Genomic DNA, 15854 nt, shown 5'->3' on the forward strand with positions numbered 1-15854 from the left:
GTTTTCGGTGGGACGCTCGATCCATGGTGGCCAATCCCCGATATCAGCCGGAAAGCGTTTCCCATTTCGTTGTGTAGGGTCTTCTATGAACATGCATTGCAGATGGTCATGACCGGCCTTCGTGCAAGGGGAGGGGTGGGACACCACCTAGGCGCACAAGTTCTAACTAGAAGGCGGGGTGCTTTCGCCTCGGGTAAGTGGGCTTGTAAGATACCATATTGCCATATGCGCTATAGCTCATAAAGTGAATGTATCTTATGAGCGAGTCGAATAGGAGCTTTATGAGCAAGCTGGCATATTATCGGGTATCCACTGGCGACCAGTCCATTGAAGGTCAGCGGAATTCCCTTGCCGGTCCTTTCGACAAGGAATTTTCTGATGAAGGTGTGTCAGGTGCTATCCCTGCCGCTGATCGTCCGGCGTTTGCTGCCCTGCTCAATTATATCCGAGAAGGCGATGTGCTGCATGTTGCAGCAATCGATAGGTTGGGCAGAGATGCCCTTGATGTGCAAGCGACCGTACGCAAGCTGATCGACAAAGGTGTTACGGTCGAAGTGCTTGGCCTTGGCCCCATTGCAAAAGGCGTCGGGGAGCTCATTGTCGCTGTTCTGGCGCAGATTGCAGATATGGAGCGGAACCGGATCAAGGAACGCTGCGATGCCGGTAGAGAAGCGGCTCGGGTAGCGTTGGCGGCTACAGGGCGCACCCATCGGGGTAAGGTCAGCCTTGGCCGTCCGTTCGCTGCTGACGCTGCCCATGTAGTTCAATGGCGCAAGGAAAATGGGGCCAGCATTAAAGGCACAGCACGACAGTTTGGTTTGTCAGAGGCAACGGTGAAGCGATATTGTGCATCCCTATGAGCAAGAAGGAAGATCAAAAGGACTCGACTTTTCAAATGTTCCCTATCTGTTCTTGTCTTGATTCGGCGAATCATTTCATATAGCGTGAGCGCCGACGCTATGAACCTGCATCACACCTTCGACAGGCCCAACGCCGATAGGAGTCAAGCGGATCGCTTTAGACCCACTATGAAATATCGCGCCCCCCTGAACTGGATGCATGTCGAGGTAAACGAACTTCTTAAAGGCTCGCCGCGCGAAACGGCTGCCAAGGAACAATTCGATTTTTGGGCTGGCAAGCCGAAGTCGAAAGCAGGGGTTCAGTCCCTTTTTTGCGCCGGTGATGTGACGCTGCTGAAAAAGCGGTGCATAGCGGTTATTGGCAGCAGGGAAGTTTCAGAGGATGGGATCAAGCGGGCACGCCGCATTGCCCGCGAACTAGCCGAGGCGGATGTGGTGATCGTATCCGGCCTAGCTGCTGGTGTGGACACGAACGCAATGGAATCTGCCATCGCTAACGGCGGGCACACTGTCGGAGTTATTGGTACTCCGCTGGATAAGGCTTACCCTGCCGCCAACGCTCGCCTCCAAGAATGTGTATACCGCGAGCATCTACTGATATCGCAGTTCGAATTTGGAGAGCGCACATATCGTTCGAGCTTTCCAGAGCGTAATAAAACCATGGCGATGTTAAGTGATGCTACCGTGGTTATTGAAGCATCTGATACTTCGGGTACTCTTCATCAAGCCGCAGAGTGCGTCCGGCAAAATCGCTGGTTGGGTATTTTGAAAAGCGTTGTGGATAATCAGCGACTTACTTGGCCAAAGACCTTTCTCAATTACGAACGCTGCCTAGTAATTGATTCAACAGAAACCTTGCTTGAGCATGTGTATCGCAAGTGATCGAACTCTATGCCCAATGCTATTATCCGTCTTATACCGGATATCAAAGCACCGACTATCCCCCCAACAAATTCATCAAGTGCCTCAAGGGCGCTGCTGTGAACGGCTACGCTCATGTGGTCGATATAGACGGCATTGCGCGTGAAATTAGCCAGACACACCGGGCCACCGCATTTTCGATTTTCGGCAAATGGGCGGCGCAGAAGATCGCATCCCTAGGATTGCACAATCTAACTTTAGTTCCGATCCCCTCTTCCTCACATGTCGATACTAGGGCCGACTTCACTGCTTTGAAGCTCTGCCGCGCTATAAACCAAGCCGGCAACGACGCCTTTGAAATCTTGCCGTGCCTTACTCAACGGGAGGCTGTGCAGGGGTCCAGCAAGGGCGGGAGCCGAAAATTCGTTGATATCCGCGACAACCTCGTCTGCCATCAGGGATTACACGGTAAGACTGTCGTGATGGTTGACGATGTTGTGACGTCTGGAAATCACATGAAGGCGTGCGCTACGGTTCTCCGCAACAACGGTGCCGCAGTCGGTCACGGTATGGCAGCGGCGCGCACCATTTGGGAACGCCCTGATAATATGTGGGCCGTCCCGATGGAGAATATCGATTGGGACGCTACCGGTTGCGCCTTTGATTTTGACCTTTGAACCTCAGGTCGTCCAATTAACCTTCGAAATGGTCGCGATCGACTCATCTTAATGGGGACGATTAGCTAGGCACCTAAAACCGATTCGGATCCATCGGTCCGCAATCCGCAATGTTGGGCGCAATGTGGGACGACTTCCACGGATCTCCCATAAACCCTGTAAAAACAGGGGCTTAATGAGAAGGGTGGCGGAGACGGAGGGATTCGAACCCTCGGTACCGGATTTACCAGTACGACGGTTTAGCAAACCGTTGGTTTCAGCCACTCACCCACGTCTCCAAACATGGCCTGAACGCCCGCTTAGGGCGGGACAGCGGCTAGGCGAGAAGCGCTATAACGGCGGCTTTCCCGCAAGGCAACGGGCTATGCCATGAAATTCTTACAAACTTCGCTGCCGGATTCGTTCCAGCCCGGAATCGACTCGGGTCGCCGTTCGTTCATTGTCGTTTCAGCTTGGCTTCCGATAATCTGATAGATGGTCGAAGAGCGGCAAAGTCGGGGAGTAGCGGGCATGATCGGGATTGTAAGGCGAGTGTCGGCTCGCGTGGCACGGCGTGGCGCATGGACGCTTGCCGTTGCCGGGGTGGCATTCAGTCCGCTCGCGGCGGAGGCGCAGGTGCGCACGGTCGATCCGAACAGCGCGATTGACGCTGATCTCGCGCCCGTGCCGCAGGCGAACAGCACGCCGACCGAACCGGGTGTGGACAATAGCGTTCCGCCAGCGAGCAGTGCGGCACCGGAGTCTTCGGCATCCACGGCAAATAGTACAGCGACGGGAGCCCCCGTTACCGCCAACTCTCCGCCCGCTGCGTTGAGCCCCAGCGAATCCTATCAGGAAGATGACCTGATCGGCGCTGCCGAAGGCGTCTTCGGCAAGGGGGCGGAGGGGCTGGCCGGCATGATCGAAAAGATCTTGAAGGATCAGGGCCGCCCCAACGCCTATATCGCTGGCCGGGAAGCGTCGGGCGCCTTTGTGGTTGGTCTGCGCTATGGATCGGGCACGCTCAACCACAAGGTGGAAGGGCGCCGGGAAGTATATTGGACCGGGCCGTCGATCGGCTTCGACGTGGGGGGCAACGCCGCCAACACCTTCGTCCTGGTCTATAATCTCTACGACACGCAGGATCTTTACCATCGTTTCCCTGCGGCGGAAGGCACGGCCTATCTGGTTGGTGGCTTCACGGCGAGCTATCTTCGCTGGGGCAGCGTCGTGTTGATCCCCATCCGTCTCGGCGTAGGATATCGGCTTGGTGTGAACGCCGGTTACATGAAGTTCACGGAAAAGCGGAACTGGCTGCCCTTCTAAACCCTTTCACAGGGGGAAGCTGAGCTGCTGACTTTGTTCGACCGGCTCCTCAGCATCAAGATTATGGACACCCAGGCCCAGCAGCCGCGCGCCCATCCGCAGCGGCAACTGGGCGATCAACAGGGCGCGCGCCGTTTCCGCGAGCAGGTCTGGCGAGCGAACCGGCGCGTTCATACTGCGTGACCGGGTGATGATCCGGAAATCAGCGAACTTGATCTTGAGGACGACGGTGCGGCCATAGGCGCCGCTCTTCTCGATCCGGGTCCAGAGGCTTTGCGCGATCCGGTCGATTTCCGCGACCAAGGCGTCCTGAGTGATCAGGTCATCGAAGAACGTGTCTTCGACGCTGACCGATTTCCTTTCCTGCCTTTCATGGACGGGCCGATCATCCTCTCCCCGCGCGGCGCGATAGTAGAAAGGCGCAGCGCTCCCGAAATGCTGCTGCAGGAAACCGAGGTCACGGGCCAGCAAGTCGGCGCCTGTCTCTATTCCCAAAGCTTGCATCCGCCGCGCTGTTACGGGTCCCACACCATGGATTCGCCGGACCGGCATCTGCGCCATGAAGCGCGCTCCTTCGTCCGGCCGCACCACGCAAATACCGTCCGGCTTGTTCTGATCCGACGCGAGCTTGGCGATCAACTTGTTGTAGGAGACCCCGGCTGAGGCAGTGAGGCCGGTTTCGTCCCGGATCATGCGCCGGATCTGCTGCGCGATCGCGGTGGCGGACGATGATCCTGCCTTGTTTTCGGTCACGTCCAGATAGGCTTCATCCAGCGACAGAGGCTGAATGACATCGGTGAAGCGGGCGAAAATCTCACGCACATGAGTGGAAACCGCGCGGTACACCTCAAATCGGGGTTTCACGAACAACAGGTCCGGACAGAGCCGCCGCGCTCGCGCGCCCGGCATGGCGGACTTCACGCCAAAAACGCGCGCTTCATAGCTGGCCGTCGCCACCACCCCCCGGGGCCCACCGCCGCCTACTGCGATGGGTTTCCCGCGCAGGCTTGGATCGTCGCGCTGCTCGACCGACGCGTAAAAGGCATCCATGTCGATATGGATGATCTTGCGCAGCCGGGAGTCCATGAAGGCGGTTTATGCCACAGCAAGGACGAGAGTGAAACGCGTGGAGGCCGGTCCCTCAGGACTTATTGTCTTTGAGCGACTGCAACACGGCAAAAGGACTTGCTTGCTCTTCTGTCAATACGCCCGCTTCTCGCAGATAAGCATCGGCTTCCGCTGATCGAGGATAAGGCGTCATCGCCAGCGCCATCGTCTCGGCGACCGCTTCCCCCATGTCGATCGTCTGCCCGTCATAGCCGATCGTGTCGCAATCTTCCGAATCGATCTCCAATTCCTCACCACCATCGGCACCGCCACCTTCCGGAACGAAGCGCAACAGGAAGTCGGTATCGATGGTCTCCGGCACCGCTACACCGGTGGCGACGCAGGGCTGAGCCAATCTTGCGCGTACCCGGCCCCGTGCCTCGATGGCGCCGTCCTGTTCGCTCAACGCATAATCAGCCTCAAGCGAATCCAGTGATGTCAGGTTGAAGCGTCGCGCCAACGCGTCGCGCTCCCCGGCGTCGGCGGTGATGGTCATGCCTTGCGCATGCCGCGCGATCTGGTCGGCCCGAACGGGTCGAGAAAATTCGGGCGCAGGATTAGTCATCCAATATCTCCCGCCATCAATGCGTCGAGCGGCAAGGTGGAAAGGCCGACCCAGCGCGACCTCAGCCGGGATTCGACATGCGTCACGGCGTCTCCAGCAGGCGTCGCCCCACGGTACAGGTTACGCGCCAGGGCGTCCCGCAGTTCCGCTCCGCCCAAAAGGGCCGCTTTGTAGGCTGAGAGCCTTCCGCCGAGCGCGCTCACCATGCGGCCGACATGTTTGCCTACGACCACGTCGCCTACGCCCTCCTGCCGTAACTGCCCGTCCATGTCGTCGACGAACAATTCGGTGAGCCAGACGCTTTCCTGAGCTGCTCCGAGCGCTTCAAGCCGCATCAGCACCTGCGCCAATATGGCGACGATCATGTCGAACCGGCCATCCATCGTGTCGGGCACCTGGCCTTCCATATACCAATGCGGCGCGCGGCCTTCGCGGACGACGGCTTGGTAAAGCGGCTGCATCGCATCCTTGGGGTCGGTGCGCGCGAACAGGCGCTGGAAAAGCTTTGGCATGTCGAAACGGTTTCCTGGCTGAGCTGAGCGGAGGCCCCCTTGCCGGGGGGCGCGCAATTCCATATTGATCGGCGGGCCGCGCGATGCAATGGCGGCTTTGGTATTTGGTTTCCGGGTCCATTCCCGGCAGGAGAAGTTCATGCGTCAGTTCAGCCGACATCTGTTGCTTGCCGTCGGCCTTGGCGCGCTCGTGCTCGGAACCTCGGCTTGTTCGCGCATCCGCACCCATCAGGGATATCAGGTGGACAAGCTGCTGGTCGATTCGATCCAGCCGGGCATCGACAACCGGGCTTCGGTAGAAGGGACGCTGGGCCGCCCCAGCTTTACTGCCCAATTTGGCGATCAGGACTGGTATTATGTGTCGCGCGACATGCGGGCGCTGGCCTTTTCCAATCCCAAGCCGGTGGCGCAGACGGTGCTCCATGTCCGCTTTGACCCTGCGGGCAATGTCGTGGCGGTTGACCGCATGGGCCTTGAGCAGGTGGCCAAGATTTCGCCGTCCGGCGACAAGACGCCCACCCTGGGCCGCCATCGCAGCCTGTTCGACGAAATATTCGGCAATATCGGCGCAGTAGGGGCCGGTGGCATGGGTGGCGGCGGTGGCGGCAGCAATACCGGCGGCGGCCCTAACGGAAGCTGACGGCCGAAGAAGGCGTCATTGAGCTTGAAAACGCCCTGACGTTCGGCACGTCCTTCCTACTGTGACCTAGAATCCTCGCTCTATCGAGTCTCTGCAGGATCTACCCGCGAAGGAGCGCCGCATCCTCGCTTTTGGCGCAGGGCAAGTCTTTGGACTTGTTAGGAAAGATAGTTAACAGCTGAAGTTAACCAATAGAGACTCGCAACCATCGTTCGTCCGGCATATGCTCGAGTCACGTTCTTCGCAGTAAGCCCAAAGTATTATCGGGAACGCTGTGCTTAGGACATAACTCCCATGGTTAAGAACGAAATACACAACCTTACCAATCAGTTAGCGAGTTGTTGAACTAACCCTAAATTTCCATAGGTCAGTTCAGGACTCTAGCGTCGTAAATATGCTAGTCATAACTTATTGAAACGAAAAGAAAGGGTTGCACTGCAGGCATTTGATCACTGGTCTTTCACGCTTCGTTTGGGGCCTGCTAACGAAAGTGGAAGGGATCATGAGGGGACTACCCAATGGCTTACCCAGTCAATGTGCGTCTGTTGTGCGGTAATGCAATCGTAAGAGAAGGTTTGAGCCGGATTCTCACTGAGCGGGACTTCCGGGTTAATCAATATCCAAATATTGCCGCCGCGCTCCAAAAGGTGGAGGTGCCGGAGGAAGATACGGGGCCTTCGTTGCTCCTGATAGATAATGGAACCGAAGAGCTGGACGCCGACAGTGTCGCCGTTCTTCAGCGGAAATTCCCTTGCGCCTATCTGGTACTATTATCCGATCGGTTTGACTTCCAAACCATGCTGAAGGCCTTCCGCCTGGGCGCGATGGGTTACATCATCAAGGAAATCAGTTGCGATCGCCTGGTGGCGACATTGCATCTGGTTGCGATGGGTGAGCGGGTCCTGCCGCCGCAACTTGCCGACGAATTGCAGTCGCGGCCCACGCTGACAGATGCGTTGGAGGTGGAACGGCCCGTCGATGCTGCAAGCCTGTCCGATCGTGAGCTGGAAATCCTGCGCTGGCTCATCATGGGATGCCCGAACAAGGTCATTTCCAAGAGGATGGATATCAGCGAGGCGACGGTGAAGGTCCATGTGAAGGCGGTGCTGCGCAAGCTCCGCGTCAAGAACCGCACCCAAGCCGCCATCTGGGCAGCCAATCACGGCATGCGCGGCCGTGTCCCGGAAGTGGAGCCGGCTGTGCCCATGGACGTCACGATCCCGCATCCTGCGCAGCTTCCCCAGCTTGAGGTCGCCGCAATGCCTCTCAGCCGTGCCTGACCCACACCGCGGCTTGTGATAGCCGCGGCAAGTATTCTCTAAAGGATCGCTATTGGTGCATGCTGCACTTCGCCGGATGTGGCGAAGTGCAGCAGCGGCAGCCTAGCTCAGCGACCGCCGCTCGCATTGGCGGCCCTCGCCTGCCGGTCAGCCGATAGTTTCTTCAAAGATCGCCATGGTGCGTTCGAAACAAGCGAATAGCTCGTCAAGCTCTTCCGCTGTGATGATGAGCGGGGGACAGAAGACGATCGTGTCGCCAAGCGCCCGCACGATCAGGCCCTGGGTGAGCCCGATTTCGACAAGGCGTGCACCCGCCTTTGCTGCTGGATCGAAGCTGGTCCTGTTCTTGGGATCGGCATATAGCTCGATCGCGGCTACCAACCCTACGCCACGCACTTCGCCGACATATTTGCGGCCTTCATAACTACGCAGCGCCTTCCAGAATTGCGGTATCAGTGACTGCACATGGCCGACCACATTATCTTCTTCGTAGATCTTCAGGGTTTCGAGCGCGATGGCACAACTCACCGGGTGGCCGGAATAGGTGAAGCCATGGCCAAAGGTTCCGATAGTGCCGCTGTTCCGGGCGATCGGCGCATAGACCTTCTCATTCACCATCACCGCCGAGATGGGTGCATAGGCCGAGGACAGGCCTTTTGCCGTCGTCAGAATGTCAGGCTTCATGCCGAAGGTGGTCGAACCGAACATCTCGCCCGTCCGGCCATAGCCACACACCACTTCGTCCGCGACGAGGAGCACGTCATATTTGGCGAGAACTTTTTGAACCTTCTCGAAATAGGTCGCCGGTGGCGGAATCACCCCGCCGGCGCCCATCACCGGCTCAGCGAAGAAAGCGGCGACGGTGTCAGGACCTTCAGCCAGGATCCGCTTTTCAAGATTGTCGGCCAGGCGAGTGGCGAAATCCTCTTCGCTTTCGCCGGGCTCGGCGTAGCGGAAATAATGCGGGCAATCGACATGCAGGATATTGGCGATCGGCAGGTCAAAATCGCGATGGTTCGTGACGAGACCGCTGAGGCTTGCCGACGCGACAGTCACGCCATGATAGGCATTGAGCCGGGCGATGATCTTCTTCTTTTCCGGCTTGCCGATGGCATTATGATAATACCAAATCATCTTCACAGCGGAGTCGTTGGCTTCAGATCCGCTGTTTGCGAAGAACACCTTCGACATCGGAACAGGCGCGACCGACAGCAGCTTGTTGGCCAGTTCGATCACGGTCGGATTGGAGCGGCCGGTGAAGGTGTGATAATAAGGCAAGCCTCGCAGCGCATCGCTTCCTGCCTTGGCAAGACGCTCATTGCTGAAGCCCAGCGAAGCACACCACAGCGCCGACACCGCCTCAAGATAGCGGTTACCTTTGTCATCTTCCACGAACACGCCATCACCCTTGGTTATGACAAGGGGGCCGACCTCAGGATGGGCCGCCAGGTTCGTGAAGGAATGGAAGTGAGCTGCAATATCAGCCGCGGCATTTTCGCTGGGATCGTACATTATCGTCGTGCTTCCGATCGTTAAGAACAGACTCTCGCGGCCATCCCGTGGACGAGCGTCCGACAGCCGTTATGCGCCAAACATGTGGGTATCGACGTACCTCATTCATGCGCGATCGCACTCGTCGGCGCATCTTGCAGGTAAGCAGCTTGCCCACCTGCGTCATAAGCGATTTTGTGGACAGTTATCAACAGATGATCTGGAAGATTTCTGACCTGTGACGGAGCTTCACCCGTAGCTAGCATGGGTCAGCGTCCCCCCTAACACACTGGGAATGCTGGCAGGGCGAAGAGGAATCAATTCGTATGATGGCTATTGCTTCGCTACGCATACATCAAGATGGTCGCCCTTTGGTGCGGATCTGCATGCGTTGCGCGCATTACCGTTCCGCAAAACGATAAGCCTCCATTGCCAAGAGGTGCCAATATGTGTAAACATGGAGGCAAGGCGCAAAAATAAAGCGCAGACAGTGGGGAGGTAAGAGCTTGGGTTTCGCCGAAGAACTCACCGCAGTCGGCGTTAAGGCACCTATGATCCGAACCATTGCGCGCGGTTTTGCCTTTCCGGAGGGGCCGCGCTGGCATGAAGGGCGTTTGTGGTTCGCCGACCAGCATGGCGGAACCGTGTACGTCCTTGAGCCTGATGGTAGTATTCACGAGCATTTCGATGTGCCGGGCGGGCCATCGGGCATGGGGTGGCTGCCGAATGGCGATCTGCTGGTCGTGTCGATGGACGAGCGCAGACTTTACCGCAGGCGATCGGATGCGCAATTAGTGGTGCATGCCGAATTGGCGGACATTCACTCGGGGCAGAGCAACGACATGGTCGTTGATCATCTGGGCCGCGCCTACGTAGGCAATGTCGGATTTGATTATTTCAATGGTGAAGCGCCCCGGCCAACATGTATCGTTGCGGTTGCGGACGAGGGGATGGTTACAGTCGCGGCGGATCACCTGCATTGCCCGAACGGCAGCGTTATCACACCAGATGGTCGAACATTCATCGTTGCCGAAACATTTGCGTTTCGCCTGACAGCTTTTGACATAGATGCGGAAGGACGGCTCTCCAATCGGCGGATATTTGCTGACTTGGGCGGCTATGCACCAGATGGCATCTGCCTTGATGCGGAAGGCTGCGTCTGGGTGGCAGTTGCCCTTGCGAACTCTGTCGTGCGCGTGCGCGAAGGTGGCGAGATCTTGACGCAAATCCCGATTGAGGGCGCCCGACCATATGCCTGTATGCTGGGCGGAATGGATGGGCGTGACCTGTTCATCTGCTGTGCTTCGGATCATGATCCAGCAGTGACAGTGAAGGTCAGGAGTGGTCGTATCGATGTTGCTCGTGTCGATGTCGGGTCATCGGGGGCAAGACCTTAAATAAGTTGATAACGTATAATGTTCATGTCGGAGAAGTTGTCATAGCTGATAAATGGCCATTGCAGGTCATATATCCTAGTGGTAGGTAGATTAAAATATTCGGAAAGAATAAACAGGTTGGAGAGGGTCGGAGTGGAAACGCTCTGCCATGTCATACGTCTCAGTGAATTCAGCGACCCTGAGGTCGGCATTATGATGGCTGTGCGTTGTTGGCGGCAATCTTCTTTGTTTTCTTCCAATATTCAATGGTTCTCGCACGAGAAGATAAGGGAGAGGATGACATGGGGGCTGAATTCCTAGCGTTTAGACGACTTGCGGGTCGGCTGTTACTTGCAGGTGTTGCTGCGGGTGCGGTGATCGCGCCTGATATCGCGGCTGCGCAAACTGCGATCGACGAGATTGTCGTAACCGCCCAGCGGCGTGAGGAACGTGCGCAGGATGTTCCAATCACCATTACAGCGGTTTCAGGTGAAGGGCTGCGGGAGCGCGGCGTCACAAGCCTTCAAGACATGCAGGCATCGGTGCCCTCGTTGGTCATCGCGCCCAATGGTCAGGCGTCGCGCGACGTCATGTCACCTTCCATTCGAGGTCAGTCGGCATCGTTTCAGGGTTCGCCCGCAGTTGTCGTGTACATGAACGAAGTACCGCTGCCATCCGGCTACACACTGTCGAACCAAGGCGGCCCAGGTAACTTCGTCGATCTTCAGAGCGTGCAGGTCTTGTCGGGTGCGCAGGGCACTTTGTTCGGCCGTAACACTACGGGTGGCGCGATCCTGCTTACTCCGGCCAAGCCGACGGATCGGCTTGAGGGCTATATCGGCGGTGGCGTCGGTAACTATAATATGACCGAACTGGAAGCCATGCTCAACGTGCCCGTTACGGACAAGGTGAGCATTCGCCTGGTCGGTGCAACGCGCGATCGTGACGGTTTCACCTACGACGTTAATTGGCGCAAGGATCGCGACGACACGCATTGGCGCATGGCTCGCTTAGGCCTGTTGTTGACCCCGACCGAAACTCTTCAGAACTATACAATGGCTTATTACGGCTATTCCCGGACAAACGGTTCGGGATCAATAGCCAAGGGGTTCAACACGGGATATTTTCAGGCGCTTGACAGCTTTGTGCCATCATTCGATTTCTGTCGTTCCGCCGGGAACTGCAATTACTACACCGATCTAATAGCGAAGGCCAATGAGCTTGGGCCCCGGAAGACTGCTCATGGCGTGGATGATTTCGCCAAGACAGTGACATGGGGGATCACGAACACCACTGATTTTGATGCAACTGACAATATAAAGATACGTAACATCATCAGCTATGCTCGTTTTAAATCTTATTATTCGAACGATCAGGACGGCACGATCGCGCCGATCTATAACACTGGCACGACGGTTGAAAGTCGCCGGTCTCCGCGTGATCATTACAAGCTGTTCACGGAAGAACTGCAGTTGCAGGGCAATGCCCTGGACAACAAGCTTACTTATACCGTAGGCGGCTTCTACTTCAAACAGTCCCCCGCAGGCCTGATGGAATCCTTCTCCATCAACGTATGTAGTAACAAAACCGAAGCTGGCTGCGCGCTTGGCACCAGCCAGGTTGGGGTGACCAATGAATCAAAGGCGCTCTATGCTCAAGCGAGCCTTGATCTCGGAGCGTTTGTGCCCGCGCTGGATCGTGTTCGGCTGACTGGTGGGTATCGCTATACCTGGGATCATGTGGAGGGCTTTACGGCTTCCTGGTCGGCGATCCCGGTGGGCGGGGGTGCCGTGATCAACCTGTGCTCCTGGAAATCGCAGTTCACAACGACGCCGCTCACTGATTGCCGGTTTACCGGCAACCTCAAAAGCTCGGCGCCGAACTGGACAGTGGGGATCGATTATCGGCCGAATGACGACCTGATGCTCTATGCGAAGGTGACCAAGGGCTACAAGGCAGGCGGCTTCAACGCCTATGCAGTGTTCCCGAACACCCGGACCTTCGGGCCGGAATATCTCACCGACTATGAAGCAGGCTTCAAATCCGACTTCGAGGTCGGCGGTATGGCCACGCGGTTCAACGTCAACGGCTTCTATCTGGATTATTCGAACATTCAGCGCGCTGCGGGTGACCGCAACAACGCCACCGGCGGCAACGGCGCGATCACGCTCAGCACTGCTTCGGCCGTGATCAAGGGTGTGGAAGTGGAGGCCATGATCCGGCCAACTCGGGAAATCGAACTCGGCTTGAACTACAGCCATACCTCTTCCCACTACAAGTCGTTCAAGTTCGACTCCAACTCGGGTGTCTGGGATTGCACGGCTCAGTCCATCACGTCGCCCAAGGTTTTTGCCGGAGCAGACATGACCTGCCGCCCGTTGCAATATCTGTCTCCCAATATTCTCTCGGTCTACGGTCGCTTCACGATCCCGACCTCCGAGAAGTTCGGCAACGTCAGCCTGTTCGTCAGCTATAACTGGACGGACGCGCAGGAAACCGCGCCTTTCTCGACGGAGACATTCCCAGACGGCACCACAAACGAGCCAGGTGTGCGCCTGCCGGCTTTCGGCTTGCTCAACGCCACCCTGGACTGGAAGAATGCTCTTGCCAGCGGGCTGGACCTGTCGCTGTTTGCGACCAACCTGACCAACAAGCTTTATGCGATCACCAATACCGGCACATACCAGACGATCGGTGCCTGGACGCAGATGTATGGCGAACCGCGAATGTTCGGCCTGCGCGCGCGTTACAAGTTCGGCGGGTCGGACTGATGGCGTGATGACCGGCTTATAGCGGTTCTACTTTTGCAGGTGAAAAGTAAGGCTCAGCCGCTAACAGGCGGCGGAGCCTTACTTGCACAAGGAGGCGCTGGTCTGATGATGTAAGGATGAAGGGTCTGTTGATCTGCTGCGATATCGCTACGCATCCTAACAACCGCCTCCATCTGACGGGCCATTGGCTAACAATGCCCCGTCGCGGACTTTCGTTCTGGCCAAATATTGTTCAGAGTGCGTAGTCGATCTGCGCCCAGAACTTCTTCGTGTCGGCGTCGCCCGTGAAGCTCGCGATGCCCTTCCGCTCATAGTCCGCATATTTGACGAGAGCGCTCAGATGCTTGTCGATCTTCAAGGTCACTTGGGCGTTATATTCGTCCCCATAGTGGATCGAGAGTCGGTCACTGCTGAAACGGTGATAGACGAAGGATGCGACCAGCGGCCCCATCTTGCCGACCTTCGGCATCGTGTAGGCGATGCCGCCATAATAGTCCTGAATGCCCGTCGCCGGGGTCGTCAGGAACTTGTCCGCCCAGCCATTGAACTTGTGCAGCGTCGCGAAGGGCGTCTGGAAGGCGAAGCCGCCCGCGATGCCAGTGGCGCTGCTGTCCGAGCCCAACAATTCATAACCGGCCGTCAGCTTGAAGGGAGCGACTTCCAGCCCCAGTTCCGCCGCGACATAGTCGGCCTTATAGTCCACCGGGTTCTTCTGATAATCGCTCTGCCGCGCGTAGCTGGCGAGGTAGCTCAGCTTCACCTTCTTGGTGAGCGGAACGGCCCCGGCGAAGCGAGCGCCATAGGTCTGACTGCTGTTGCGCAGCAGTGCGGCGACAGGCTCGTCCTCATCGATCAGATAGGCAAAGCCGGTGAGCGTGCCCAGCTTGGTCTTGTAGGAGACGTTCACGAAGATGTCGTCGCCGTCAATCTCGGTAGGCCGGTTCACTGATCCGAACTTGCCGCCATCGATTCCCCAGATCGTACGTGCGGCGATGGCATAGGTCACATCGACCTTCAGATTCTTGACCCCCATATATTCCACGCGCAGTGCGTCGAAGGTCTGCTCATTTTGGCGCCACGCGACCGAACCGACAAAGCGCTGATCGTCCAGGTTGATGCGCTGCCGCCCCAGCGTGACCACCAGCGGCTTGGTGCGATATTGCAGTTGCAGGCGATTGAGTTCGACGGTCTCAGGATCAGCGACGATGGGATAGAGCGTCTTGCCGTTGACGCCGCTATTATAATCCTCGTCGATGGCCAGCGTCCCTTCCCCTTCCACAAGGAAAGCGAAAGGTCCCTTGGACAGTTCGCCGCCAGCGCGCAGGCGCATGGTGACTGCATCGGCATCACGGCTGCTGGTCAACGGCAGTGGCCCGTCCTGATCGACCGTTTCATAACGCAGCCGCGCTTCGACGATCGGCTTGAACACGATATCCTGGGCCAAGGCTGGCGTCGCTAACGTCGCCAGCGCGGACGCCGACAGCAACATATTCAATCCACGCATAATTCCCCCTCTATTGCTTCCGATGGCTTCTTGAGGCCTTTCAGGGCATCCCCTCTCAATCCCGATATTCTTGACGCCGCCTCGGTGGGCGACTTGTCCCTCACGCAGCGAGCGTCGCCGGATTGCGGTAGCGCTCGTGCAGGAAATGAATGACCGCGCTGCGGGCCTCTGCATATTCAGGCATGTCGATGGCTTCGAGCCGGTTGCGCGGCCTCGCCAATGCCACGGGCCGGTCCTCGCCGATCCGCGCGGCCGGGCCGTTGGTTATCATGACGACGCGGTCAGCGAGCAGCACGGCCTCGTCCACATCATGGGTGATCATCAGCACCGTGTTGTTGAGCCGCGCCTGCAGATCCATAACAACGTCCTGCAGCGCCGCCCGCGTCAGCGCATCGAGCGCGCCGAAGGGTTCGTCCATCAATAGGACGCGCGGGTTCATCGCTATCGCTCGGGCGATGCCCACGCGCTGCTTCATGCCCCCGGACAATTCGCCGGGCCTCTTGCCGGCGGCATGGGCCATCTGCACCAGCTCAAGATTGTGCATGACCCAATCCCTGCGCTCTGCCTTGCTCTTGCCGCGCGCCGTCTTGTCCTCCGCCAGGCGCACATTTTCCTCGACGGTCAACCAGGGCAGCAGCGAATGGTCCTGGAACACGACTGCACGGTCCGGTCCCGGTGCATCCACCACTTCCCCGTCCAGGAAGATCGCCCCGCGGGTCGGTTTGACCAGCCCGGCCACGGCGTTGAGCAAGGTTGACTTGCCGCAGCCCGAATGACCGATCAGCGCTACGAACTGCCCCTTGTCCACTTCCAGATCGATGCGGTCCAACGCGCAGAAACGTCCAGCCTTGGTGGGAAATTCGACGGTAATGCCCTCAAGCGCGAGATAGCTGCGTTGTTTCATG

14 protein-coding genes and 1 tRNA gene are annotated in these 15854 nt (G+C 57.7%); 8 read left to right on the forward strand and 7 right to left on the reverse strand.

The window, feature by feature from the left end:
• Window positions 1-281 precede the first annotated feature (281 nt).
• From NCHOL11_RS00465 to NCHOL11_RS00475, 3 genes are all read left to right on the forward strand, one after another.
• Window positions 282-860 (forward strand): recombinase family protein, encoded by a 579-nt coding sequence (locus NCHOL11_RS00465; protein WP_097090590.1) that lies wholly within the window; start codon window positions 282-284, stop codon window positions 858-860.
• Between the two features lie 84 nt (window positions 861-944).
• Window positions 945-1742 carry a DNA-processing protein DprA gene (locus tag NCHOL11_RS00470; protein WP_217991032.1) on the forward strand — a complete coding sequence of 266 codons (798 nt, stop codon included), beginning with the start codon at window positions 945-947 and terminating at the stop codon, window positions 1740-1742.
• Window positions 1739-2398: a phosphoribosyltransferase family protein gene (locus NCHOL11_RS00475; RefSeq protein ID WP_097090591.1), complete on the forward strand. Its 660-nt coding sequence runs from the start codon at window positions 1739-1741 to the stop codon at window positions 2396-2398. The genes NCHOL11_RS00470 and NCHOL11_RS00475 overlap by 4 nt, the downstream gene beginning before the upstream one ends.
• A 185-nt stretch (window positions 2399-2583) precedes the next feature.
• Here NCHOL11_RS00475 and NCHOL11_RS00480 read toward each other — a convergent pair.
• Window positions 2584-2676, reverse strand: a tRNA-Ser gene (locus NCHOL11_RS00480).
• A 232-nt stretch (window positions 2677-2908) separates the two neighbouring features.
• On the opposite strand from NCHOL11_RS00480, the gene NCHOL11_RS00485 reads away from it, so the two are divergent.
• A complete protein-coding gene (locus tag NCHOL11_RS00485; protein WP_097090592.1) occupies window positions 2909-3703 on the forward strand; it encodes a DUF1134 domain-containing protein in 795 nt (264 codons plus the stop codon).
• Between the two features lie 6 nt (window positions 3704-3709).
• Here the strand turns inward: NCHOL11_RS00485 and dinB are convergent, their stop codons facing one another.
• From dinB to NCHOL11_RS00500, 3 genes are read right to left on the reverse strand one after another with little or no spacing between them, the layout of a single operon-like run.
• Complete coding sequence (gene dinB / locus NCHOL11_RS00490) at window positions 3710-4789, reverse strand: DNA polymerase IV (RefSeq protein ID WP_097090593.1); 1080 nt, start codon at window positions 4787-4789, stop codon at window positions 3710-3712.
• Window positions 4790-4844: 55 nt separating this feature from the next.
• Window positions 4845-5375 carry a YceD family protein gene (locus NCHOL11_RS00495; RefSeq protein WP_097090594.1) on the reverse strand — a complete coding sequence of 177 codons (531 nt, stop codon included), beginning with the start codon at window positions 5373-5375 and terminating at the stop codon, window positions 4845-4847.
• On the reverse strand, window positions 5372-5887 hold the full coding sequence (locus NCHOL11_RS00500) for a ubiquinol-cytochrome C chaperone family protein (protein ID WP_097092623.1): 516 nt from the start codon (window positions 5885-5887) through the stop codon (window positions 5372-5374). The genes NCHOL11_RS00495 and NCHOL11_RS00500 overlap by 4 nt, the downstream gene beginning before the upstream one ends.
• A gap of 88 nt (window positions 5888-5975) precedes the next feature.
• On the opposite strand from NCHOL11_RS00500, the gene NCHOL11_RS00505 reads away from it, so the two are divergent.
• Window positions 5976-6527, forward strand: a complete 552-nt coding sequence (locus tag NCHOL11_RS00505; protein WP_097092622.1) for an outer membrane protein assembly factor BamE — start codon at window positions 5976-5978, stop codon at window positions 6525-6527.
• A gap of 575 nt (window positions 6528-7102) precedes the next feature.
• On the forward strand, window positions 7103-7807 hold the full coding sequence (locus NCHOL11_RS00510) for a LuxR C-terminal-related transcriptional regulator (RefSeq protein ID WP_255254666.1): 705 nt from the start codon (window positions 7103-7105) through the stop codon (window positions 7805-7807).
• A 147-nt stretch (window positions 7808-7954) separates the two neighbouring features.
• Here NCHOL11_RS00510 and NCHOL11_RS00515 read toward each other — a convergent pair whose 3' ends face one another.
• The gene (locus tag NCHOL11_RS00515) at window positions 7955-9319 is read right to left on the reverse strand and encodes an aspartate aminotransferase family protein (RefSeq protein ID WP_097090596.1); all 1365 of its coding nucleotides are present in this window, start codon (window positions 9317-9319) and stop codon (window positions 7955-7957) included.
• Between the two features lie 530 nt (window positions 9320-9849).
• Here NCHOL11_RS00515 and NCHOL11_RS00520 point away from each other — a divergent pair.
• On the forward strand, window positions 9850-10695 hold the full coding sequence (locus NCHOL11_RS00520) for an SMP-30/gluconolactonase/LRE family protein (RefSeq protein ID WP_097090597.1): 846 nt from the start codon (window positions 9850-9852) through the stop codon (window positions 10693-10695).
• A 209-nt stretch (window positions 10696-10904) separates the two neighbouring features.
• Entirely contained in the window at window positions 10905-13445 is a 2541-nt protein-coding gene (locus NCHOL11_RS00525; protein ID WP_255254667.1) for a TonB-dependent receptor, read from the forward strand.
• Window positions 13446-13677: 232 nt separating this feature from the next.
• Here the strand turns inward: NCHOL11_RS00525 and NCHOL11_RS00530 are convergent, their stop codons facing one another.
• On the reverse strand, window positions 13678-14949 hold the full coding sequence (locus NCHOL11_RS00530) for an alginate export family protein (RefSeq protein ID WP_097090599.1): 1272 nt from the start codon (window positions 14947-14949) through the stop codon (window positions 13678-13680).
• A 100-nt stretch (window positions 14950-15049) separates the two neighbouring features.
• Window positions 15050-15853 carry an ABC transporter ATP-binding protein gene (locus NCHOL11_RS00535; RefSeq protein WP_097090600.1) on the reverse strand — a complete coding sequence of 268 codons (804 nt, stop codon included), beginning with the start codon at window positions 15851-15853 and terminating at the stop codon, window positions 15050-15052.
• Window position 15854: the final 1 nt, after the last annotated feature.

The sequence above is a fragment of the Novosphingobium sp. Chol11 genome (assembly GCF_900218065.1).
Taxonomy (GTDB): domain Bacteria; phylum Pseudomonadota; class Alphaproteobacteria; order Sphingomonadales; family Sphingomonadaceae; genus Sphingobium; species Sphingobium agri.